The sequence below is a fragment of the Roseofilum sp. Guam genome, from assembly GCF_017746735.1.
GTDB classification, from domain to species: Bacteria; Cyanobacteriota; Cyanobacteriia; order Cyanobacteriales; family Desertifilaceae; genus Roseofilum; species Roseofilum reptotaenium.
In genome coordinates, this window is the sequence record NZ_JAGHZN010000003.1 from 73,045 (window position 1) to 97,225 (window position 24,181).

At 43.7% G+C, this 24,181-nt stretch carries 17 protein-coding genes, 1 tRNA gene and 1 CRISPR repeat array; of the genes, 12 read left to right on the plus strand and 6 right to left on the minus strand.

Features of this window, described 5'->3' with window-relative positions; genetic code table 11:
- The first annotated feature begins 181 nt into the window (after positions 1-181).
- Positions 182-2,035 carry a TolC family protein gene (locus J7529_RS01570; protein ID WP_318727535.1) on the plus strand — a complete coding sequence of 618 codons (1,854 nt, stop codon included), beginning with the start codon at positions 182-184 and terminating at the stop codon, positions 2,033-2,035.
- A gap of 94 nt (positions 2,036-2,129) precedes the next feature.
- Here J7529_RS01570 and J7529_RS01575 read toward each other — a convergent pair whose 3' ends face one another.
- A complete protein-coding gene (locus tag J7529_RS01575) occupies positions 2,130-2,450 on the minus strand; it encodes a hypothetical protein (protein WP_318727536.1) in 321 nt (106 codons plus the stop codon).
- A 180-nt stretch (positions 2,451-2,630) separates the two neighbouring features.
- Between J7529_RS01575 and J7529_RS01580 the strand changes: the two genes are divergently transcribed.
- From J7529_RS01580 to J7529_RS01600, 5 genes are all read left to right on the plus strand, one after another.
- Positions 2,631-2,702 (plus strand) — tRNA-Gly (locus J7529_RS01580).
- A 160-nt stretch (positions 2,703-2,862) separates the two neighbouring features.
- A complete protein-coding gene (locus tag J7529_RS01585) occupies positions 2,863-3,282 on the plus strand; it encodes a hypothetical protein (protein WP_271938892.1) in 420 nt (139 codons plus the stop codon).
- 20 nt (positions 3,283-3,302) lie between these two features.
- Complete coding sequence (locus tag J7529_RS01590) at positions 3,303-4,547, plus strand: glutamate-5-semialdehyde dehydrogenase (protein ID WP_271938891.1); 1,245 nt, start codon at positions 3,303-3,305, stop codon at positions 4,545-4,547.
- A 268-nt stretch (positions 4,548-4,815) separates the two neighbouring features.
- A CRISPR array of direct repeats spans positions 4,816-6,027; the repeat unit is 38 nt; unit sequence GTTGAAATAAACATAAATCCCTATTAGGGATTGAAACT.
- A gap of 46 nt (positions 6,028-6,073) precedes the next feature.
- Positions 6,074-6,577 (plus strand): GNAT family N-acetyltransferase, encoded by a 504-nt coding sequence (locus J7529_RS01595; protein WP_271938889.1) that lies wholly within the window; start codon positions 6,074-6,076, stop codon positions 6,575-6,577.
- Between the two features lies 1 nt (position 6,578).
- On the plus strand, positions 6,579-7,253 hold the full coding sequence (locus tag J7529_RS01600; protein WP_318727537.1) for a phytanoyl-CoA dioxygenase family protein: 675 nt from the start codon (positions 6,579-6,581) through the stop codon (positions 7,251-7,253).
- A 175-nt stretch (positions 7,254-7,428) separates the two neighbouring features.
- Here J7529_RS01600 and J7529_RS01605 read toward each other — a convergent pair whose 3' ends face one another.
- Positions 7,429-8,370 (minus strand): aldo/keto reductase, encoded by a 942-nt coding sequence (locus tag J7529_RS01605; RefSeq protein WP_413038793.1) that lies wholly within the window; start codon positions 8,368-8,370, stop codon positions 7,429-7,431.
- Between the two features lie 93 nt (positions 8,371-8,463).
- Here J7529_RS01605 and guaD point away from each other — a divergent pair, with 93 nt between their 5' ends.
- Together guaD and J7529_RS01615 are read left to right on the plus strand one after the other, a co-directional pair.
- Entirely contained in the window at positions 8,464-9,804 is a 1,341-nt protein-coding gene (gene guaD / locus J7529_RS01610; RefSeq protein ID WP_318727539.1) for a guanine deaminase, read from the plus strand.
- Between the two features lie 49 nt (positions 9,805-9,853).
- A complete protein-coding gene (locus J7529_RS01615) occupies positions 9,854-10,561 on the plus strand; it encodes a Uma2 family endonuclease (RefSeq protein WP_318727540.1) in 708 nt (235 codons plus the stop codon).
- A 357-nt stretch (positions 10,562-10,918) separates the two neighbouring features.
- Here the strand turns inward: J7529_RS01615 and J7529_RS01620 are convergent, their stop codons facing one another.
- Entirely contained in the window at positions 10,919-11,158 is a 240-nt protein-coding gene (locus tag J7529_RS01620; protein ID WP_271938882.1) for a heavy-metal-associated domain-containing protein, read from the minus strand.
- Positions 11,159-11,379: 221 nt separating this feature from the next.
- Here J7529_RS01620 and J7529_RS01625 point away from each other — a divergent pair, with 221 nt between their 5' ends.
- Together J7529_RS01625 and J7529_RS01630 are read left to right on the plus strand one after the other, a co-directional pair.
- Entirely contained in the window at positions 11,380-12,003 is a 624-nt protein-coding gene (locus tag J7529_RS01625; RefSeq protein WP_271938880.1) for a hypothetical protein, read from the plus strand.
- A 25-nt stretch (positions 12,004-12,028) separates the two neighbouring features.
- The gene (locus J7529_RS01630; protein WP_318727541.1) at positions 12,029-12,973 is read left to right on the plus strand and encodes a nucleotidyl transferase AbiEii/AbiGii toxin family protein; all 945 of its coding nucleotides are present in this window, start codon (positions 12,029-12,031) and stop codon (positions 12,971-12,973) included.
- A 12-nt stretch (positions 12,974-12,985) separates the two neighbouring features.
- Here J7529_RS01630 and J7529_RS01635 read toward each other — a convergent pair whose 3' ends face one another.
- On the minus strand, positions 12,986-13,744 hold the full coding sequence (locus J7529_RS01635; RefSeq protein WP_318727542.1) for a Uma2 family endonuclease: 759 nt from the start codon (positions 13,742-13,744) through the stop codon (positions 12,986-12,988).
- A gap of 248 nt (positions 13,745-13,992) precedes the next feature.
- Here J7529_RS01635 and J7529_RS01640 point away from each other — a divergent pair, with 248 nt between their 5' ends.
- On the plus strand, positions 13,993-15,036 hold the full coding sequence (locus tag J7529_RS01640) for an ATP-binding protein (protein WP_413038794.1): 1,044 nt from the start codon (positions 13,993-13,995) through the stop codon (positions 15,034-15,036).
- A complete protein-coding gene (locus J7529_RS01645; RefSeq protein ID WP_318727544.1) occupies positions 15,029-17,632 on the plus strand; it encodes a S8 family peptidase in 2,604 nt (867 codons plus the stop codon). The genes J7529_RS01640 and J7529_RS01645 overlap by 8 nt, the downstream gene beginning before the upstream one ends.
- Positions 17,633-17,655: 23 nt before the next feature.
- Here the strand turns inward: J7529_RS01645 and J7529_RS01650 are convergent, their stop codons facing one another.
- The gene (locus tag J7529_RS01650; protein WP_318727545.1) at positions 17,656-22,800 is read right to left on the minus strand and encodes a hypothetical protein; all 5,145 of its coding nucleotides are present in this window, start codon (positions 22,798-22,800) and stop codon (positions 17,656-17,658) included.
- Positions 22,758-24,161 (minus strand): P-loop NTPase fold protein, encoded by a 1,404-nt coding sequence (locus J7529_RS01655; protein ID WP_318727546.1) that lies wholly within the window; start codon positions 24,159-24,161, stop codon positions 22,758-22,760. The genes J7529_RS01650 and J7529_RS01655 overlap by 43 nt, the downstream gene beginning before the upstream one ends.
- Positions 24,162-24,181: the final 20 nt, after the last annotated feature.

Consider the following 24,181-nt stretch of genomic DNA (forward strand, 5'->3'; position numbering starts at 1 on the left):
CACCACAGTTTGTCATCTTTACTTGAGATTCAATCTTATGTCGGTTTATCCTACCAGCAAATCTCTAGGGAATAGGGAAAACCGATTGCCAAGTTCCTAGGTAACCCAGTATCCTTCTTATGGAGTCTCTGCTTGAGCCAGGACATTTTTGATCTGGGATTGTGGATTGAACTGAGGAACTATGCCAACTTTGCGGAAATTTATTGGTGTGAGTGCGGGCGCTGCGATCGCCGTGATAAATCCTAGCGTCAATGCTGTGGTTTTCGCTAGCGATCTGCTCTTAGAAACGAGTCAACCTGAACCATCTTTTGAACCCCAGACCTCTCTGGAGAAGCAACAACCCGTCTCGTCACAACCTCCCCTAGAGGGAGAAGCAAAATCTACAGAAGATGAGGTCACAGGAGAGGAAACTCCCTTAACGCCATCTGAACCTTCTCCCGCTTCAGTATTGAGCAACCCAGAAGCTCCCTCAATTGGTGATAATGCGACCTGGCACGATCGCCAGACGGTAGCTGATTCTCAACTAGAGGAAACCCTAAACCTTCTAGTTGACGAGCATTCCCAACAGCTCTCAGCAGAAGATAAGGCTTGGGTGAGTCGCCTACAAACGGCGTTAAGCTCCGATCCAACCCAAAATCCACTCCCAGAAACCTTAGTTTCTCCCCATGTTGCCCAAAGTCCGGAACTTGCGCCCCTCTATCTCGATCCGAGTCCGAACCCTCTATTATTTCCCACCGATCCGTCAGAAGTAGCTATTGAAGGGACTCAACCCTTAACGTTGAAACAGGCGATTGATTTAGCGCGGCGCAATAATATTGAGCTGCAACAAAGCAAGCTACAGTTAGAGCGATCTCAAGCTCAACTCAGACAAGCCTTAGCGGCTAACTTACCCACCTTAACCTTTCAGTCTAGCCTACAACGCTCTCAAACCGCAAATAATGAAATTAGTGCCCGTAATACAACAAACACTGTCCTGAGCAATCGAGATTCTCCGACTAACTCGTTAACGGGGACGGTAGAAGTGCGCTATAACCTGCTGACCTCTGGCTTACGTTCAGCCAACATTACAGCCGCGGAAAAGCAAGTTCAATTTAATGCGCTTCAAGTCGAAGTGATTGAGGAACAAATCCGCCTTAATGTAGCGCAACAGTATTATCAGTTACAAGCTTCGGCTGAACAATTACGGATTCGTCAACAGGCTCTCGTACAGGCCGAGCGCAGTTTACGAGATGCCCAGGCCTTAGAAACGGCAGGTGTGGGGACTCGGTTTGCTGTGTTGCAAGCTCAAGTGCAAGTTGCAAACGAACAGCAACGACTGACTGAGGCGATCGCTAGTTTAAGAACGGCTCGGCGCACCCTAGCCCAAATCTTGAATCTGCCCCAAACCCTGGATGTATCTGCTGCCGATCCGGTGGAAATCATCGGTCGTTGGCAACTTTCCCTCGACGAGAGTATTATCCTCGCCTATAAAAATCGCGCTGAGTTAGAACAACGTTTAATCGAGCGAGAACTTAATGAAGCCCAGCGCGATGCTCGGTTAGCTGGCTTAAAGCCCCAAGTCAGTTTATTTGCGAATTACAACGCTCTCAAATTGTGGTTTGATGACCCTCGGCTCTCCCAAGGTACTGGAGATGGCTATACCCTAGGAGCGCAACTCAACTGGACACTCTACGATGGGGGACTATCAAGGGCCCAAGCTGATATTGAAGAAGCCGAAATAGAAATTGCGGAACAACAATTTGCCGATAATCGTAATCGTATCCGCTTAGAAGTTGAAGATGCCTATTTCCAATTAGTCTCTAGTTTTGACAACATCCAAACGTCTATTGTGGGTCTAGCCCAAGCAGAAGAAGCCCTACGACTGGCTAGACTCCGTTTTCAAGCTGGGGTAGGGACACAAACTGATGTCATTAGTTCGGAAACTGACCTCACTCAAGCCCAGTTTAACCAGGTGCAAGCGATTGTAGGCTATAACCTAGCTGTCGCTCGTCTACAACGAGCCATTAGTAATCTACCGGCTGCCCCTACTCTCTAGTGGACTGTTGAATAAATTTTTTGCATCAGTCAGGGAATAGGGAATAAGGAACACTATCTCTATTTTTAGCTGTTCTGCTATCTCCCCCATTCCCCTATCCTTCCGAAAAGCGATGGACAATGCTTTCTGCTTGGCCAAGCCGCTCAATGACCTGTTCTGAGTCAATTAGTCGCTTGAGAACGACTTGGCCGATGGTTTGGTTACTGGGAGCATCAGCCATGGGTTTAACCTCAACCATCAGTACAGCCTCTTCTACTCGATAAAGCCATAACGTTTGGTTATGCTCAACAATTCCCATATTGAGAGGCTCAATGTCTGGTTTTCTGCGCCAAACGACTTCATTCCAAATCCCTCCAAATTCCCAGACGCGGCCAATAATCCATCCATCTGATAAAAAAAAGTATTTTACAGACAAAGTTCGGGCACTCCACACAGATGTTCTTGATGATTCAAATAGCTTACAGTGCTTTGCGCAGTAATGGGATGATGGATAGTTTCTTTAAAAGATCTTGAATCGAATAGGACAAGCGATCGCCAAAAATCTTGGCTGACCTCTTGACAAGAGCCACATCTTTGTGTAAATTAGGAAAGTGATGCGGGTATAGCTCAGTGGTAGAGCGTCACCTTGCCAAGGTGAATGTCGCGCGTTCGAATCGCGTTACCCGCTTATAAAATTTAATAGGAAGAGTTATTAGGTTTCGTTTTTGCAGCTAAACTAGATGGATAGTAAGCTTTGATTCAATAAACAGGGTTAGAGCCAATATTCTCTTCTCGCTGAATATCGAGGAGATCCTCAATTCATCTCAAATTCAGATTACGGGTGACTTGTGCAGTCCAAAAAAGCTCAAAAAATTGATTTGACCGCCCATGATTATCCTTGTCCTTGCCGTTGTCAAGGTCGTTTGCAGCCGATTTTGCTCACGGAAGCATTTGGATGCGATCGATGTCAGAAAATTTTTGCGGTTGAGGAAAATGGCTATGTGCTACAACAGGTGTCTACCAGTTCCCCCTACAAGAAAACTTGGTACTGGACAGGGAAGCAATGGATAGCCATTCATTCAGATTTAAAGGAATATTACTTACCTGTGGGGTTGTTGGTCATTTTAGTCTTACCCATTGTATGGTTATCCTTATATTTTCTTTTAGCGCCATCAGGGTCGAGTATCATGGTGTGGGTATTCATTCCCGTGATGTTGCTCCTGTTGCTGGCACTGATGAGATGGCTGGTGTATCGACGCTCTTCTTAATTGATGTAGATGACTGATTCATGACTTCATCCAATGACCTTTTAGAGGATGTGGGTGCTTCCCATGAAGCCTCTTTAATTTTAGCGAATACGTCCAGTACCCTCCGCGATCGCGCTCTGAAGATGATGGCAGAGGTTTTGGATGACTCTCTCGATCGAGTGTTAGAGGCGAATACTTTAGATTTAGAAACCTCTCGCGAGATGGCGGTTCCAGATCTGATTTTAGAATGGCTCAAGTTAACTCCAGAGCGCATTCAAAATGTCGTTCAAATTTTACAAGGATTATCCGATTTTCCCGACCCATTACAAGAGGTCATGAATGCCTCCTATCAAGTGGAAGAGGTACAAACCTATTGCCAGCGAATGCCTTTAGGGGTGTTGGCTTTGGTGTATGAAGCGTTTCCAGAGTTAGGGGCGATCGCCGCTGGGTTAGGCTTGAAAACGGGGAATAGCTTGATTTTACGCGGGGGAAGTGAATCGTTCCAAACGAACTATGCGATCGCTGAAGCCTTACAAGTAGCCCTAGAAGAGGTGGGTTTACCGAAACATTCATTAATCTTGTTATCCTCAGAACAGGGCGCTCCCATTCGAGATGTGATTCGGCAAGATCGATATATTAATCTTATTATCCCCTATGGTCGGCCGTCATTGGTGGAACAGGTGGTGCGACAGGCAACTGTACCCGTCTTGCGATCGGCTATGGGGAATTGTTATTTATACTGGGGAAATTCCGGTAGCTTAGAAACGGTTCGTCATGTAATTATTGATTCCCACGCCAGCGAACCCGATCCAGTGAATGCGATTGAGAAAGTATTAATTGAACAAGGTCAAAGTTCCTCAGCCATCGCTTCTTTATGGAAATCTTTGAAGGAAAAAGGGTTTGAGTTGCGAGGCGATCCAGAATTAGCGGCTCAATATGAGGAGCTGAAACCGGCAGAACCAGAAGAATGGAACCAGGCATACTTAGAAAAAGTGGTGACGTTTAAGTTGGTCGAAGATTTGGATGGGGCGATCGCCTGGATGAACACCCACAGCAGCGGCCATGCAAACTGTTTAGTTACCCAATCCTATAACGAAAGTCGTAAATTTGCCCTAGGAATTAACAGTGCTTCACTCTATATCAATGCCAGTCCCCGATTTTATCGCTATCGTACCAGAGGCAATACCGTATTTTTAGGCATGTCTAATCAAAAAGGGGTACGCCGAGGTTTGATTAATTTAGAGGCTCTCACCACAGTTAAGTACATTATTCAAGGGAATACCTAATATCTTCTTTGCCTATTCCCCTAGTCTCCAATTCGACTAAAATCCGACGGTAGGGAGAGGTAAAAATTACCCCTGAGTCTCAAATGGCTGTATCATCTACCCCGTCTGCCTTATAGCAATTTTGAGTTTCGAGGTCGCGTCGGCCCAGATAGGACAACAGTTTCAGCGATTTGGGCTTGCGTCTTGACCACCAGAAAGCTATCATAGGAGGCGAGCGTCGGAAATGTACCTTGGAAACTAAATACAGTAAGGGTCTGGAAAGCAAGCGGTTGAAATAAACATAAATCCCTATTAGGGATTGAAACAACAGGCCCATGGCACAAATGCTGCGTTTGACTACTGTTGAAATAAACATAAATCCCTATTAGGGATTGAAACGGGACATTTTCCCTTGGAACCACATTTATCACCCAGTTGAAATAAACATAAATCCCTATTAGGGATTGAAACTATCAAGGCTCAAAACCCAAGTTACTCCATTTACTGTTGAAATAAACATAAATCCCTATTAGGGATTGAAACTTTAACGATTCTGCTAAAAATGACTGCCAAGGAGTGACGTTGAAATAAACATAAATCCCTATTAGGGATTGAAACTAATATTATCTTGCGAGATCTTCCTAAAAAATTAAGTTGAAATAAACATAAATCCCTATTAGGGATTGAAACTTAGCTCGTATCCTGAGGAGAAACATCAACATCCACTAACGTTGAAATAAACATAAATCCCTATTAGGGATTGAAACTTCCCTTTAACCTTGACCCCTGTATATTGGGGGTTCGCAATGTTGAAATAAACATAAATCCCTATTAGGGATTGAAACTCCACTCTTCAGCAAGGCCTCTTAACTGCTGCATTGTTGAAATAAACATAAATCCCTATTAGGGATTGAAACTTTGCGGGATTGACGCACCAGAGAAGAAGCAGCCCATGTTGAAATAAACATAAATCCCTATTAGGGATTGAAACACGGCTCTCAATTCCCATCTCCTGCTTCTTCTCTGGTTGAAATAAACATAAATCCCTATTAGGGATTGAAACTTGATAATCGATAAAACAAAAATAAAACTAATGAAAGTTGAAATAAACATAAATCCCTATTAGGGATTGAAACTCTTATTTTCATTCCAATACCAAAGCTGCTTTTGAGTTGAAATGAACATAAATCCCTATTAGGGATTGAAACCCAAAAATGCATTTACGATGCTGGGATTCGCTCCTGTGTTGAAATGAACATAAATCCCTATTAGGGATTGAAACACGGAACAAGTAGCTGGGCTTTAATCGCGTATCGTTGAAATGAACATAAATCCCTATTAGGGATTGAAACCAGAAAAATTTTGAAGTTGCTAGAGAGGGCAAGGCAAGTTGAAATGAACATAAATCCCTATTAGGGATTGAAACTGCCATCTCACAAATACTTTCTCTCCCCATTCCACATGTTGAAATGAACATAAATCCCTATTAGGGATTAAAACCCGTTTTACCCTACGATAGAGTGTGACTATCTGTTTCTCTTTTGTAAATGGCACAAAATGAATTGGTTCCAGGCTATCGGATTCGCGCTGGATGGGTGATGGAGCGCGACGTGCTGATTAGCTTTATGCACAAAACCTATGAGGAGTTATTTCCAGGGCAGGATTTTTCCCATTTAAATCAGGCGATCGAGTTACACTTTGCTCAGACGACTCCCCTCTGGTGGGTGGAGAAAGTCGAAGATCCGCAAATTTCCGATTTCCTCTCTTCGACTCCCCGCTCTCAACCCATTGGCTGTTTATGGATGGGGAAAGCGGTGGATCAAGTGAATGGACAGCACCATACCCATATTTTTCTCCTCTATATCTTACCGGAACATCGCCGCCAGGGACTGGGATCGGCATTGATGGAGCAAGCGGAAGCTTACGCTAAAGAGCGAGGAGAGCAGCAAATTAGTCTGCAAGTCTTTTGTCAGAATACACCAGCGATCGCCTTGTACGATAAGTTAGGCTTCCAAGCGCTGTCAACTTGGATGGTGAAAAAACTCAGTTAACATGACTTTTTCGTGTCAAGGCTATGAAATTTTAGAATCCTTGATTGGACAGCAGACGCTCGCTCCAATTGTGCAACAGCTAAATACTCTGCACCTCAAACCCACTCAAGGGGGACTACGCAATCTCCACCATCACCTGAGAACGGTTTTGGATCTGGTTTATTCCCCCAAGTTGCTGCGAAAAGCTCAAGACTATTTGGGGGATTCTCCCTCGGTGGTGCGCGTCCTGTTCTTCGATAAAACTCCCAGCAATAACTGGCTGGTTCCTTGGCATCAGGATAGGGCGATCGCAGTTTCTCATAAACAGGAAATTCCAGGTTGGGGGCCATGGAGCATTAAGGGCACTATACCCCATGTTCACCCACCAGCAAATGTCCTCCATCAAATGGTCACGTTTCGCATTCATCTTGATGCTGCTGAACCTAAAAATGGCTGCTTGCGCGTGATACCAGGAAGTCATTTACAGGGAATTTTATCCGCAGCTCAAATTCAAGAAATTGTGCAAATCCAACCATCCGTTAATTGTACTGTTCAACCTGGATCGGTGATGGCGATGAAACCCCTACTTCTTCATGCTTCAAGTAAAGCCACCCATCCCACCCATCGCCGCGTGATTCAAGTTGAATATAGCAGCTATCGACTCCCTGAAGGAATCCATTGGGTTTGTCATCACTGAAATGTAGTGGATTGTTTCACCTAAAATAGGGCTTTGTTTGTAGTAAGCACGAAGAGTGCTTAAAAGCCTAGCTGGAGAGGGCTTGAGCAATCACTAAAAACGAAATCTAATGCATCAAATTAGGTGAAACAATCCAGTAGGGGCGAAAAATTTTTCACCCCTACATAGAGTAAACCTAACTTAACCAGGGACGGGTAACTTCTTCTAAATCTTGCACATCTTCCGGTTTCAAGCTCCATCCTAGAGCACCTGCATTATCTTGGGCTTGCTTGGCACTTTTCGCCCCTGGAATCGGAATTACCTCTTGGCAAATCAGCCAATTCAATGCCACTTGAGAAGGCGTTTTCTTATATTGATCGGCAATTCGTTTTAAGCGCGAAATCACAGGAGCAATTTTGCGTAATCCTTCCCGACCAAATTCTGGACTAAGTTTTCTCGCTCCCACAGGTGTATTGACCGATGTATATTTACCGGTCAATAACCCTTGGGCAAGGGGACTATAAGCCAAAATTGTAATACCTAACTCGCGGGCAGTATCTAGAATTCCATTGCTCTCTATTTTCCGGCTCAGTAAGGAATACTTCACCTGATTGACGGCTAAGGGAATCCCTTTTTGAGCTAAAATATCATGAGCTTCCCGCATTTGTTTGGCGGAATAGTTGCTCACTCCTATGGTTTGAATTCTGCCCCGCGTCACTTCATTCGCTAAAGCATTCAGCAGAGTTTCTTGGCTCATCAAGAAGCTGACCGGTTGATGGATTTGATAGAGTTCAATAGAGTCCACTTGTAGCCGATTCAAACTATTAGTAATTGCCTCGGATACGGTTTCCGCTTTAAGTCGCCAAGGCACGGGGAAGTATTTCGTCGCTATTTGGGGCGATCGCCCAGTTTCTTTCATTAACCGACCGATTAAAGATTCCGACTCTCCCAAACCATACACTTCCGCCGTATCGAAAAAACTGATTCCCCCATCTAGGGTTGCTGCAAATGCCTTTTTAATTTCCGCTTCGCCATAGGTATTGCCATAATCCCAAAACAGTTTATCACCCCAAGCCCATGTACCAATTCCCAAGGGCGTGACCCGAATATCCGTTTGACCCAGTTGCACCGTTTCCATGGCTAAATTTTTATGACTCAATACTTGTATATACTAGAATAATCTGACCCAAGTCAACAGACCTCCGAAAAATTACCGCAAATCATCTGCTCCATGTCTGCTAATTCTGCTACTTACTCAGCCTTCCGGGGTGCGATCGCTGATTTTATCCATAACCCTTTCCATTATCGGGAATCAGAAAGCATGCGCTATTTTCCTGATGGTCTATTAATTTTAGAACAAGGTCAGATTAAAGCGGTTGGCGATTACCCAACTCTGCGCTCTCAATATCCCCATCTCCACATCACAGACTATTCCGGAAAACTGATTTTACCCGGCTTTATTGACCTCCATCTCCACTGTCCGCAAACGGAAATGATCGCTTCCTATGGAGAGCAGTTATTAGAATGGTTAGAAAAATATGTATTCCCTGTAGAGAAAAAGTTTCAAGATCCAGACTATGCTCAAAAACTCTCTAATTTTTTCCTCGATGAACTGCTGCGCAATGGCACAACGACAGCCGTCATTTTAACTACTATTTTTCCTCAGTCTGTTGATGGGTTATTTACGGCGGCGAAAGAGCGACAGATGCGAATCATTGCCGGACAAATGCTCATGAGCCGAAATGCACCCGACTTTTTAGTTAATACGCCACAAACTGCCTATGAACAAACCCAAACTTTAATCCAAAAATGGCATCATCAGGATAGATTGCTTTATGCTGTAACACCCCGCTTTGCTCCTACTTCAACCCCAGAAGAATTAGAGCTAGCCGGCAGCTTTAGTGAATATCCAGACCTCTATATCCATACCCACTTATCTGAAAATATTAAAGAAATTGCCTGGATTAAGGAACTTTTTCCACAAGCATCCGATTATCTCAATGTTTATGAACAATTCGGATTAGTCACAGAGCGATCGATTTTCGCTCATGGTATCCACCTGAGTGACTCCGAATTGCAACGCTTAAGTGAGCGTCAGAGCGCGATCGCCTTTTGTCCCACTTCTAACTTATTCCTCGGTAGCGGATTATTTAATTTAAACCAAACCCAAATCCAATCCCCTCCCATTCCCGTTGGGTTAGCCACCGATGTCGGCGCAGGAACCAGCTTTTCACTTCTCAAAACGATGGGAGATGCCTATAAAGTGATGCAACTGCAAGGACAAGCTCTTTCCCCCTTCCAAGCCTTTTACCTATCTACATTAGGTGCAGCGAAAGCCCTGCATTTAGAGGATAAAATCGGCAATTTTGAACCGGGGAAAGAAGCAGATTTTATCATCATTAATCCTGCCCCAACACCCTTAATGAAATTACGCAATCAGAACCAAATTCCGCCCGAAAATCTATCTGAATTAGCGGATCAACTGTTTACTTTAATGATTTTAGGAGACGATCGCACAATTGAAGCCACCTATATCCTTGGTAACCTCTGGCAAAGTCTCGAACAACCCTAATCCGATCTGCTACTACTATAATTAAAACAATAAAATTCAGGACACTCAGATGACGACTGATTTGTTCCGCCAATCTCCTAAACCTGAGGCTTCTATCGCTTGGCTCGAAAGTGGCGATCGCCTCTCGCGCCCAGAATTCGAGCGCCGCTATGCTGCGGCTCCCCATATTCGCAAAGCAGAACTCATTGAAGGAATTGTTTACGTGGCTTCTCCCTTACGCTTTCCATATCATGCCCAACCCCATAGCCGTTTAGCAACTTGTTTAGAAACTTATGCGGCATTTACTCCAGGGACATTATCGGGCATTGAACCCACGGTGCGCTTAGACTTGGATAATGATGTGCAACCGGATATTGTCCTCATCCGCGATCGCCAAGTGGGGGGAGGTGTGAGAGTAACCGAAGATGGCTATTTAGAAGGTGTACCGGAATTAGTGGTGGAAATTGCCGCTAGTAGTGCGGCGATCGACTTAGGCAATAAACAGCAAGTCTATCGCCGCAATGGAGTGGCAGAATATTTGGTTTGGCAATCTTTTGAACAGCGTTTAGACTGGTTTCATTTAGTCGCAGGAGAGTATCAACCCCTCGTCGCCGATAAACAAAACATTATTCGCTCCCAGGTGTTCCCAGGGTTATGGTTAGCCGTCGATGCCCTGAGAAATAATCAAATGATGGAGGTATTGCAAGTTTTGCAACAGGGTATCGCTTCCGAGGAACATGCCAGGTTTGTAGAGCGGTTAACAATTGATTTGAGTTGAGCCGCTCTGTTAGGTCGGAGAGTATGTCAAAAGGGTAAGGTTCCACCATTCCATTGATGATTAGGATCGGGATAAAAAGTGACTCCGCCACCTTCGCTACCACCACAACGAATAGCTATGATCCAACCACCAGGGACTTTTGCACGCCATGCACCAAGTCCCCCTGTTGGTTGATTCTTACAGTCCAGTTTTTGCCAATAGAATTCTGCCCTGTAATTTCTTCCTTAATATTCTGAAAAACGGGATAGATAATCTGGCGATCGCACAGAGCAGAAATGCGATACCTTCAAAAGAAAGTCGTATAAAGTAGCTAGAGTTATGAGCGATCGAATGAAGATGCAAATTTTGTGAGGAGTATTAGGTCGTTGCTATATAGCCAGTGGGTTTGAGAGCATTGATCAGCATATCACTGGTTATATTTGCTTTTTCATCAATGGAAACAGCGATCTCCTTTTTGCCGACATTTACTTTTACTCTTACAACACCATTGACCTTTTGCAAAGCCTGTTTTACCGTATCAGCACACATCTGACAATGGAGATCGTCACACTTCAGTGCAATGTCGTTAGCTGGCTGTTTTTGAAAAAACCATTTCATGTTTGTCATTCATGAGCATAACTTCTAGTTGATTTTACTGCAACTTTTGCAACAGAGCATCGGTTCGGCTGAACCTACAGATTTTCTGAAGCATTTTAGGGAGCAATTCTGGGGCGATCGAGGATGTATTATAAATGTAATGTAAATTCTGGGTTTTTATACTACAATTAAGATCGAGACTTTCAGTTCTCACTGACAAAACGATCGACGACTCACTATTCATGCAGTTTACTGGGCCATTTGAAACTCATATTACCGTTAGCGTGAAGAACTTAGATGAGGTCGAAAAACTTCGCCAATGGAGTGCCGATCGCACTCTCAAATGTCTTCACATCCTTTTAGATCGAGGAGTTACCCCATCCCAACCCATGTTAACCCGATGGGGTGAGGGACGTTTGACGGATGAACTGGAGCGGGTAAAAGAGCTGTGCCAGGTGCTACAAGCAGAGGGATTTTCTGTTGTTCGCATTAAAACGGAGGTGGCTGCCGATCATCCGGGTATTCCCCAGGATAAAAATGAAGCAATGGATCATACTGCCGATCGCTATTTTGAACATCACATTAAAGTATTAGTCCCACCGCTAACGTCTCTGAGTCCATTGAGAAAAACAGTTGAACCCCATTGTGCCCATCTTTCACGCAATGCATTAAAGACGTGTCAGGATGAGTCTCAGGAGCGATTTGTTACTCAACGGTGTTCAGGAGTAGGTCGTCGGGAAGCACAGAAACAACTGAAGCACCTGTTGCAGGCGATCGCCGCTCTCAACACCCCCATCATCGACATTGAACAGGAATTTGTCGTCTACGACAGCAATTTTGAACTCGATCGCGATTGGATTCACTGAATTTTGTAATTCCTTTGGAGATATTATGAACGGTTACCCCAATACCTATCCTACAAACACAGAAACCGATGCAAACCTGAAACAGGCCAAAGTATTTGAGCCAGCATTAGCACACTTCATGAATGCTTTCCGTTTAGGTGACCCCATTTTTGCAGATTCAGACCTGAAAAACCAGTGGTTCAAAGCACGTCGAGAAGTAATGAATCATCTGTTAGTTTGGATCAGTCGTTCGTCATGGAATCAACATTTAGTGTTGCGCGGTAGCCTTTTGCTCAAAGCCTGGCTAGGAGATGAAGCCAGGGAACCGGGAGATATGGATTTTGTATTTAGACCGGATAATATTAGTCCCGATCATCCCGTTGCCAAAGGTTTATTTGACGATTTAATTCAAATGGTTTCAGACAATCCTGAAGTTGGATCGGTAACTATCCAAGTTGACCAAATTCGTCGGGATGAAATTTGGACTTACGAACGGGCAGAAGGACGACGAATTGTGTTTCCTTGGCAAGCCGAGAATTTGCCAGGGGGAGTGGTACAAATCGATGTGACGTTTCGGGAAACGCTTTTAGATGAGCCGATCCAAACCTCTATGTCCTTGATTGAAGGCGATAATGCTTTAATTTGGTCAGCAAGTCCAGAACTGTCCTTAGCTTGGAAGTTACTGTGGTTAGAAACTGACCGCTATCCCCAAGGTAAAGACTTGTATGATGCCGTTTTATTAGCCGAACGAATCGAATTACCCTTCGATCTTCTGCATCAGGTATTGCAATCAAGTCCAGACTGGCAAGACTTTGCCAAATATGAAGCAATTGATTGGCAAGCGAGGGTGTTCCCATCCGTATCAAGCTACGATTTAGATTGGGAAAATTTTATCCTAGAATATCCTTGGATTGAAGGAGAAGGAACCGATTGGCTGGCAAGACTTTCTAAAGCGTTAGCTCCCACATTTTCCGATGTGAAAATGGCTTGAATCTAGCGTTTTTTATGGCAGATAATCCTGTACAGTCTCTACCGATAAGGATAAGATTTTGGCGATCGCCTCTGCATCTAGTCCCATTGCTGCTAATGGGGCGATTGCCTGACGCTGGGCTTGTTCTAATTGTTGACTTCTGTCCCGTTCTCGTTGCAGTTGCTCGAACATTTCCTGGGAGCGATCGCGTTCTTGTTGCACTTGGGCGATCGCCTCCACATAAGTGGCAAACCGCTCACCCGTAGGACTATACAGTTGCAATTCTCCCCCTTCTGTCAGCACAAACCGCACATTTAACAAAGGACTGACCCAATTTTCCATTGACTCAATGGGGAGCAATACACCCTGTCGTTGGCACATCCATCCTTTGAGCTTGCCTCGCTCTGGGTCAAACAGATAATATTCTCTAACTCCGTAACGGTTATAAAAATCAAGCTTTTCCTCTTCTAACTCTTTGATTGTGTTACTCGGTGATGCTATTTCAAATACCACTTGAGGAGCAATGTTATCTTCTTGCCATTGTCGATAGGAACCGCGATCGCCTTTGGGTCTCCCGAATGCCACCATCACATCCGGAGCCACGCGAATTTTCTTATCTCCTTCTACGGGATACCAGAACAAATCTCCAGCAATAAACACATTGGGGTCATTAGCATACAGAGCATCTAGACCGCCTTGAATGGTGGTAATGTAGCGAAACTGAATCGTATTATCAGCCAAGGGTAACCCGTCGCTTTCTGGATACTCAATTTGGGGATGAACTGAAACCATGATAGAAGAATGGGGGACACGAAGGAAAGAGATAATCCTATCGTATAACAACAGTATTAGGGTTTCAGCTTATCCCAAACTCACGTAAATCAAGCTATAATTGAATAAAAAATCAATTCCACGACATCTGACGGAACTACGTTAAGACTAAACCAGAAAGTTCTCTTTTTGTGAAATTTTCTTAACATTTGAGCAGAGCGTCGGTATTGTAGGACTGAAGCCAACGGTTTTGGGTGACCCAGCACACAATGAAGGGAGAAGTGCTAAAACGTTTATTTCGTGCTGTTGCCAGTGAAGATTCACAGGCGACACAGAGTATGCTGTCGATTATCGTTGAAGAAGAGCGAAAACTAGGCCACACAAGACTTGCTGAACAGTTAGAAAGTATTATCCAAAAAGGCCCTCCTCCTTCTAAACCCAAAAATTCATCGACAGATGTTCATCGGGAAATTCCTACAACCTCAGACTATGTGCCCTTGAAACAACAGAATCTGCGATCGCTGACCCGATTATCGAGTAAACACCGATTTAACCATCCATTTATTGTCACAATAGCTCGTGAAGCACTGCGACATCATATGATCCTTTCAGAGATTGTAGAAAATCGGTTTCGCCGAATTGAAAGGGAATATGCTGCTCGCGAGCGTTTGGCTCATCATGGTTTGCGCTATCGTCAAAAAATTTTACTTTATGGCTCGCCAGGCTGTGGTAAAACTATGGGAGCCGAGCGTATTGCTTGGAACACTGGGTTAACATTGGTTAAAGTACGCTTTGATGCCATGGTCTCTTCCTACTTAGGAGAAACAGCCACTAACTTACGTGAGGTATTTGAAATTACTGCTGCGTCTCCTTGCTTGCTATTTATCGATGAGTGCGATGCACTGGCTAAATCTCGTGAAGATAGCCAGGATGTTGGGGAGATTAAGCGAGTGGTTAATACCTTCCTTCAGTTACTTGATGAGTATGAAGCCTCCAATGGCTTACTGGTCGCTGCAACTAATCTAACTAAATTTTTGGATGAAGCGGTATGGCGGCGATTCGATGATGTAATTGAAGTTCCTAAACCAACGGAGTTAGAAATTGAAGCCATTCTTAAACAAACTCTTTACTCAGTATCGCTAGGTTCGATTAATTGGAGTTCAGTTGTACAAAAAATGAGCGACTTTTCAGCTGCCCAAGTTGTGAAGGTGGGACAAAATGCAGCTAAACGAGCCATCTTAGATCGAGAAGAGCTAGTTATTCAAGAACATCTAGAAGAGTCAATTCAAGAGATTTTAGTTTCTCATGTCTGATCGACCAAAGCAATATCCTCATCTTTCACTACGTCTAGTCCGAGAAGGAAAGGCGAAGCTTTCTGGTGGAGGCAAAAAATCTGATATTACGTTGAGAAATAAAGGTAATGCTGGAGGACATAGTAGAAAGCTAAAATCTTCGATTGATTTAATCACAACCCATTGGCAAGAAGAACAGAAGAAACGTGAGCAAGAGGGCAAACCCAAACTACCAGACGCAGTTTCCTTTATCTTAGAAGTCGATCCTGATAGTTTTAATGCTGAAGATCTCAAAAGCTTTGGTATTGAAGTAGTTGCTGACTTAGAGCAAGGGTATATCATTGGTGCATCAGCAGATACAGAGTTATCAGAACTGAGTAAAAAGATCGATAACTTTATTGAGGCTGAAAAGCATGTCGGCAAAGTTCCAGAAATTTGGGACATATTAGAAGGAACTAAACGGCCAGAATATATTCTTTCTGATAGTCTTAAAGCTGAGTGGGAGAATCTTCGTGAGCAACAAGAGTACATTGTAGACGTGGGGATTTCTTGTATTAAGGTTCAAGAGCAATATTCAAGGTATCCAAATAGAAAAAAATATAAAAGTGATGAAACCTTTAAAAAAGGCATAACAAAGTGGCTAGACAACAATCATTTATCTGAGCAAGAGTTCGATGATTTACATTGGGATCGCGAACAAAAACTTGATTCATTTATTAGACAATACCGTGGAGACATATTAAAGAGTATACCATTTTCAGATAGTTTTTCCTGCCGAATAAGAATTAGCGGCAAAGGTTTAAAGGATCTAGTTTTCAATTTTCCCTATATTTTTGATGTCAGTGAGCCTGATGAATTTAGTGTTCCTTCAGTAACATCCAGTGATTCTGAATCCGATCCAAAAGCATTTACTCTAGAAGCACCCGATCAAAATGCACCTAAAGTCTGTGTGATTGATAGTGGTATTCAAGAACGCCATCCTCTACTAGAAGCTGCTATTAATTCCCATCATTCCAAGTCATGGGTTCCTAGAGAATTGGATACAACCGTTGATTATGTTCAATATGGTGGACATGGAACGAGAGTTGCTGGTGCAATTCTTTATCCTCGTGGAATACCTACAATGGATTACCAACAAGCCATATGCTGGCTTCAAAATGCCAGAATTCTCGATCGGGATAACCAGTTACCTAGAGATCTATTTCCTCCGAAAGTTTTAGAAGAAATTGTTGCATACTATTACGATCGGTTCAGCACTAGAATTTTTAATCACTCTATTGCCGCGATTCGTCCTTGCAGAACACAATCTATGTCTGCTTGGGCAGCAACAATAGATAAACTGACTTGGGAGAAACAAGGAGATATTCTATTTATAGTAGCAGCAGGCAACCTAAATTATAAAACAGACTTTATAACCCGACCATCTATTGATTATCATCTTCAAAATGGACAATATTACCCAGATTATTTATTGGAAAAATCTGCAAGAATTGCTAATCCTGCTCAAAGTTTACAGGCTTTAACTGTTGGTTCAGTTTCTCATGTAACTTATAAAGATTCTAATTTGCAGTCCATGGCAGAAAAAGATCATCCTTCTGCTTTCTCTTGTACTGGGTTAGGAATTTGGGATACGATTAAACCTGAAGTTGTTGAATACGGTGGAGATTATGTTACTGACTCAGAAAATTCACCAAATTTTTCGACACCAGAAGATATTTGTCCTGAGCTAGTACGCTCAACTCGTAATGGAGGAAGACCTGTCAGTTCTGATGCTGTGGGGACTTCATTTGCAGTGCCAAAAGTCTCTCACATTGCTGCTACTCTCGCCGCAGAATTTCCTCAAGAGAGTGCTTTACTTTATCGTGCGTTAATTGTTCAATCAGCACGTTTACCGGACTGGACAAATGAATCAAAAGAAAAACTCTATCAAGGCATTCGGACAATGGGTTACGGTATCCCTAATCTCGATCGCGCTCTAGAGAATACTCCCAATCGTATAACATTAATCACTCAAGGGAATGAGAGGATTAGCGCTGGAGGAGTTAGAGTTTATCAAGTTCAGATTCCAGAGATGTTTCTAAGACCGGATGAAGACTTTGATTTTCTGGTTGAGATCACTTTGTCTTATGTGGCTGAACCTCGTCGAACTCGTCGGCATCGTCGCAAGTATTTATCGACTTGGTTAGATTGGAGATGTAGTAACCGAGGAGAAGATCCAGATGGGTTTCTTGCAAAAATTCTTAAAGAATATAAAGCTAGTGAGGATTCAGAAAAAGGTACAGATGGATTTCAGTGGACACTAGGAAGAAAGCAATTCAAACCTGATTCTCAGGGAAAGAAGAGACCGAAAGGAATTGATGGTATAGTTAAGGAAATATCAAGAAGTAATGGAACGATTCAGAAAGACTGGGCAAGAGTGAAGTCTTATGACTTACGTGAGGGATTCTGTATTGCTGTAGTTGGACATCAAGGTTGGAATAAGAATGAAGATGCGACTGTACCTTATTGTTTAGTAGTGAGCTTTGAAGCTGTGCAATCAGAAGTTGCGATTTATGAGGCTTTTGTTCAGGTTCAGCAATCTCTCCAGGTACAACAGAAAGTACAAGTCTCTGTTTGATCGTTATACTATTGTGAAGATCTTCAGTCACACACAGACAGTCTCTCTTTTTGACCCGTAGGATTGTTCTCCAAATACCCTTGTAACCATTGACATCCCGTTTCTAATAGCTGGTCGAGTTCCAACTGATCTAGATGCCATAGGGTGACTTGTCCATCTCCACCGACAGAAATCAGGGTTTTGCCATCGGAAGTGAAACTAAGTCCATTAATCGAACGATGGGAACTTGCAGTCAGCACATGCAGTAAGGTTCCATCTTTGCGCCAGAGGCGAATGGTGTTGTGGCTGGCGGATGCTAACTGCTCTCCGTCAGGACTAAAGGCAACACTGGTTACGGTGTTTCCCTCATGTTCCAGGGGTTCACCCAATAGTTGTCCCTGTCGGTTCCAGAGTTTGACTCGGCTATCATAACTGGCAGTGGCGATCGCCTGACCATCAGGAGAAAAAGTTACCCCCCACACCCCAGCTCGATGTCGCAGAGTTCCCACCTGAGTGCCATCCGTGCGCCATAATTTTACTCGTCCCTCATCGCTTGCAGCAGCCACGAGTTGACCATCAGGGCTAAAACTGACCCAATTAATGGCAGAGCTATCCGTGAATAAAGTTTTCAATAACGTCCCATCTGTGCGCCATAACTTCACCCGATAATCCTTACTTCCTGAAGCAATATACTTTCCATCGGGACTGACGCTGACACTGAGAACCACATCTCGATGACCCTCCAACGTTTGCAGCAGCTCACCCTTTAGGTTCCAAACCTTGACTTGGCGATCGTCTCCTGCGGTCACCAACTGCTGACTATCTGGTGTAAAGTCAACCCCCCAAACCTGTCCCTCATGACCCTTCCAGGACTTTAGCACCGTCCCATCCGGTTGCCATAACGTAATCATGCCATAATCCCCGATCGTAGCAATTTTACTCCCACTCACACTCACCCCATTCAGCGCCCCACCCCCGTCCCAGACCTCCATCAGAGACTTATTCAAGCGCCACACCTTCACCGACTTATCCAAACTAGCCGAAACAATGCGACTCCCATCAGGACTAAACCCCACCTTGGGAACCCAATGGGTATGACCAATTAAGGTTTTTTGCAAACTGTTATTATCCAACCCCCCCCAAATTTTAATCGTCTTATCCTTACTTGCCGTCACAAACTGTTTCCCATTAGGACTAAATCGTACATCTAAAACGGTATCCTCATGGGCTTCAATTTGCGTAAGAAAGCCCTCCTCAGTCCAAAAACTTACCGTCCCTTTTTTCTGTCCCGTTTCCTCATCAATGACCTGACCGGCAGTCGCCAAAAGTCCCCTTTCTGACCAACTCATACTATATATTTCTTGCACTTCTGGCTCGCCCACAAAGGTTTTGACTAACGAACCATCCAAACTCCAAAAGCGAATCTTACCGTCAAAACTAGCTGTAGCAACCAACTGACCATCGGGAGAAAATACCACACTTAATACAGGAAAATCATGGGATAAAGTTACCACTTCCGAGCCATCTTTACGCCAGATTTTTACAGTTTGATCTCGACTCGCTGAAGCAATCAAAGGATTCTTCGGGTCTTGATGAGCAGCGAGAGCAATAACTTGATCCGTATGACCCTTTAATTCCACATATTCTATCCGATCTAAGTTTGCTATCTTGCCTAAATCGGGAAACTTGCCTAAATTCCACAGTTTAATACTATGATCCCAACTGCCAGAGGCTAACCATTTTCCATCCTCCAGAAACACCAAACTGGTAATAATATCTTGATGACCAGGAATCGTAAAACCAGGCTTGCCTTGCTCATCCCAGATGCGAATGGTGCGGTCTTCCCCTGCGGTGGCAATCAGTTTACCATCGGGGCTAAAGGTGGCGGCATAAACCCCATCTTTATGTGCTTCTAAGCGATTTTCTTCACTAATTCTATAAACTGCATAGGATAGGGTTTTCTCAATTGTATCGGAAACTGATTTAGGCAAAAATGGCGTACTTTTAATCTGTTCTCCCGCTTTCAGTCCGGTAGTTAAACCTTCAATTTCATTATTGAGTCCTACTAAAGCTTCAGAAGATGTCCCTAATGTTTTAATCTGATTAATCACCCCATTCCAGGCAAATCCTCCTAATCCTAGGATAAAAAAGCCCGCACCTACTAAGAGAGAATTCAAAATTAACTTGCGCTGTCGTTCACTCTTTTTATGTTTCGCTTTTGCTTGGGCTAACGCGGTTAATAATGTTTTTTCTTGCCGCAAGTTTTCCAGAACGAGTTTTCCTTTCGATAAGCGTTTTTTCTCCTGGTCTATAGATTCTGACTCGGAAGCAGAATGATTGGAATTCGGGATATAATCTTCCAAATCCTGTTGTACTGCCTTATAGCGCTCTTCAGCAAGTTGAGAAATGAGAAGATTTTCATCCCGTAAATCTTCAATTTCTTTTTGATTTTGGGCGTTTTCTTCCTGAAGCTGCGATCGCTCCTGATGAATAGCCTGTTGTTTCTGGGTTTGGATAAACTCAACCAGATAATCATGAACCAACTGATACCGGGGTTCGGGTTGTTCGGGAATCGGATAGATTAAGCCCGATCCAAAGAAAATATCTAAAATTAGCTCTAGGGTTTCTGGAGCAAGATCGGAACCCATTTGGGCTAAAATTTCGGATTTCGTCTTTAAAGGCCGATTATCGTCTTCATCGATAAAAGTGTAAACTACTTTTCGGGCATGATACTCGTTCTTTTCTCCACAATCTGCAATTACAGATTCTAAAAATTTCTCGACCAATTTGTGCTTCGATTCGACTTGAAGATATTGCTCTAGTGTGGTAATGTTAAGCTCTTGAAGTTGAGAGCCAACAATTTGTAATTCAATTGGTCTGACTTCATTGGTTCCCACCGATAAATCATTGACTAAAGCCTCAATCAAATCATCATCCAGTTCAAATTTAGTCTTCTGAGTCAAATTTTTAATCACTTCAAAGGTATGTGCTTTGGAAAAATTGCCCAAAGCATAGCGATTACTTTTATCGAGTAAATTACAGGCGATCGCCTCCAAGGATATATTTTGTTCAATTTCCAACAGATGATGCAAGTAATCTTCCCGAATTGAGAAAATGATTTTCAGCCCTGCTTGATTGATACACTGTTCTAAAAACTGATAAAAGGCTTGTCGCTTTTCAAGCTCAGTACAGACAAAGAAAAATTCTTCAAACTGGTCAAAAATGAGTACCGTCAAGCCACTTTGATCGGCAATTTGGTCGAAGGCTTGTAGATAAATTTCTGGGGTATAATCTGAGATTTCTCTAGGTGTAAATTGAAAGTGTTTTAAGGATTCATTGAAGGCTTTCCCAAAATTCAAAACCCAATCGGAATATACGCGGATAACGACCGGAACTGGAATTTGATCTCCTAGGGTAGTTCGATGCAAAGTAGGGACTAATCCTGCGCTAACAATCGAACTTTTTCCCACTCCAGAAGGGCCATGAATCACCGTTATTTTATAATCCGGACGACTAATCCGATAAAGGAGGTTTTGCACATCTTTTTGACGGTTAGAGGTAGAGATAGCTTCAGCGACTTCTCCAACCTGTGCATCCGTTTCTATGCGATTAGCCAAGAGGGGATTTAAGGCTTGTTGAGCGGGTCTTAATTGGCCTGCCCCCACAAAGGGACGTAATCCATACTGGGACTGGACTGAGCGCTTTTCTTGTTTGAGTAAAAAGGCTTCTCGATAACATTGTTCATCAAAATAGAGCGATCGCAGCCCTTTCAATAAGCGTAAATATCGGTGTGGGTCATGGCGAGCATTGCTTTGGGTAATGGCATATTCTAGTTTATGTTTCGCTGCTGCTAACGTCTGATAAGCCTGTTCATAGTACTTCAAATGACGCAAACATTGGACTAATTGTAATTGAAATAACTGAGACCAGAGGAGAGGATATAATCCTTGCGGTAAAGGCGGAAAATCTTGGTCAATAGGTGGGGTTGCTGCTGAGTCTAAAATTGCTAAACACTGCTTTAATTGCTCGCGGGCTATTTCCCACTTTCCCTGTTCTAGGGCGAGTTTGCCTAAAAAACCATAATCGAGAGCTAACTGAATGGGTAAACCATACTGCTGATGCAAATCAAGAGACTTTTGGGTAAACTCTACAAGAGTTTCCCAGGCTTGTAAATGTTGCAGTACATCACTGACTTGTCCCGTCATTTGCGCCATTAAATCCTGCCGGTCAGCATCTTGAAAGCACTGTATAGCCTGATAGAAATAATGCCACGCCTGTTCCCATAATTGCTGATTTTCTGGGTTTTCTTGGGCGGGATAAAAGGAACAAAGTCCTAGATAGAAGAGCAATAGGCCTTGATGCTCTAAATTGGGCTGAGGGGATAACTGTTGTTCATAATTTAATGCAGTTTGATAAGAATCGATCGCGCCTTCAATCTGCCCTTGCATCAATCGATCGTGACCTAAAAGAATCGCGACTCTCGCTTCTAAACTGGCATCAAATACAGTCTCTCGGCGCTCCAGGGTAGAGAGCGCAAATTCTAATTCGGCGCGATGTTGGCCACATCCTCCCTGTTTGGGAGAAATAAAAGACAGGGGAAAGGCGAGTAGTTGTTTCTTATCGCGACTTAAGAGATTGTCGAGTAAGGTTTGTGCTTTCTGGATAATCAGGGTAGAAAGCGCTTCGGTGGTCAGATCGAAGGAGATGGGATTAGCGGCAAAGTTGGCAAAATCGGGTGCAAGTTGCAAAAATTGATGGAGTAGGCGATCGTTGACCCATAAAACGAGAGGACAGTTGAGTTGTTTGCGAAATTCATCCCGGATAACATTGGTGGAAATTAAGATATCTTCTAAGTTAATGACGGATTCTAGACCTAAGACCAATAATGCAGAGGGTCGATCTTCAGTTAGGGCAAAATCAGCTTTAACCATGTGATATAAATGGTTAATGTCTGGGGATAATTGCAAGCATCGAAATGGGGGAATTTCATCCGTTATTTTTGGCGATCGCGCCTTCAATACCTCCGATAGCTGTTTTAATACCTTTTCTCGCAATTGGACATAGTTACAGCGTACCAAAATTAAGGAAAATTGCCCTTGAGACAGAGAAATAGCTCGGGCCAACTGTTTGAGGGCCCGTTCATTCTCTATGAAGTCGCAATCTTCCCACTGTTGTTCTGTGCTAACCATTGCTTGAACTTTTGATGCTCGTATAGGGCGGGATTGAGGGCAAACCAAGAGCCTTCAGCATCTCGGTACTCAAAGACAAACATACTGCGTAATAAGGTCAAGTATTCTAGGTCTCCTTGTACGCTTTGCTGATTGACCACTCGATACAAGAGTTCCCATATCTCATCGTTAATCGAGGTGGTTAAATAATCCCGACGGTCTCGAATGACTGTCTCTAGTATATCCCGTGAAAAGGGCGGGTCTTCTTGTTGCAGACAACTAAAGAGCATTCCCAATAGGTTTCGCATGTGACCCCCGCTGACTTCACAGAGCCTATCTAAGGTATCGGGGTGGTCAAAGAGTTCTAAAATACAGGCCTGTTGTTCTTCTAAGGTGCGATCGGGAAATGCACGGGTTAAGACCATATGGTGCAAGAGCTCCATCCCCTTGTCGAAGCGCTCTCCCGTGCGGGTTTTAACCGGAACCATGGGTAGAACTTTGGGGGTAATTCCTCCTCCAAGGCGATTTTTTAGGGTTTCGCATTCACTGGAAAAAATCAGGGAGAGGGGAATTGTATAGACGAGATGGCAATCGAGTTGACGGAGTTGCGCGCCTCGGTCAATAAATAGATATTCCGGTAAGAGTCGTCCAGTTGGCCCGGCTTGATTATGTACCCGGTCAAGGTTATCGATAATGACGACTAATCCTTTTTTCCCCTGACGCTTGAGTTGCGCAGTGGCGACTTGCAGGAGTTCTTGGTTGATGGCTTCTAAAATACTGGCGGTGCGCGGTTCGAGATAGTTACGAAGACGGTGGCGCAGTTTTTGGCTTTCTTTGGTTTTGGCTGTGATTTTGGCAATACCGAGGGGAAGGGAGAACTCCAGTTCACCGCTACTGTTGGCGCTGATGTCTCCGACTCCGGGAATGGATGCTTCGGCGCTTAAGTCGATGGGGGTTTGCAGAAAGTCTACCGCCTCTTTGAGCAGGGTTTTGAACGTGCGCGGTTGCAGTTCGATAGAGCGCTGCTGTAAATGTTCGCTGACTTGACGGGCGATCGCCAATAAAATATCGGTAATGTCAATATCGCCCATATCTAGGTCTTCGGAGGACTCAAAGTAGACAACCTCGAAGTTTTGTTCCTCTAGCAAGGCTTTTAAGCGCAATAATTCGGTGGATTTCCCACATCCAATATGGCCGGTGAACAGTTGGCACGTGGGGCGATCGGGGGATAGGGTGATAATGGTACGACCCAAGGCTTTGACGATTTTGCCCCCACGCACAGAAGAAAAATCAATATAATAACGGCGATTATTGGGATCTCCCAAGTCTAATGGTGCAGATGGATTGCAGGCTTGGTAAAATCGCCCTAAATCTAAAGTCATAAGTTTTATGTATGGTGACG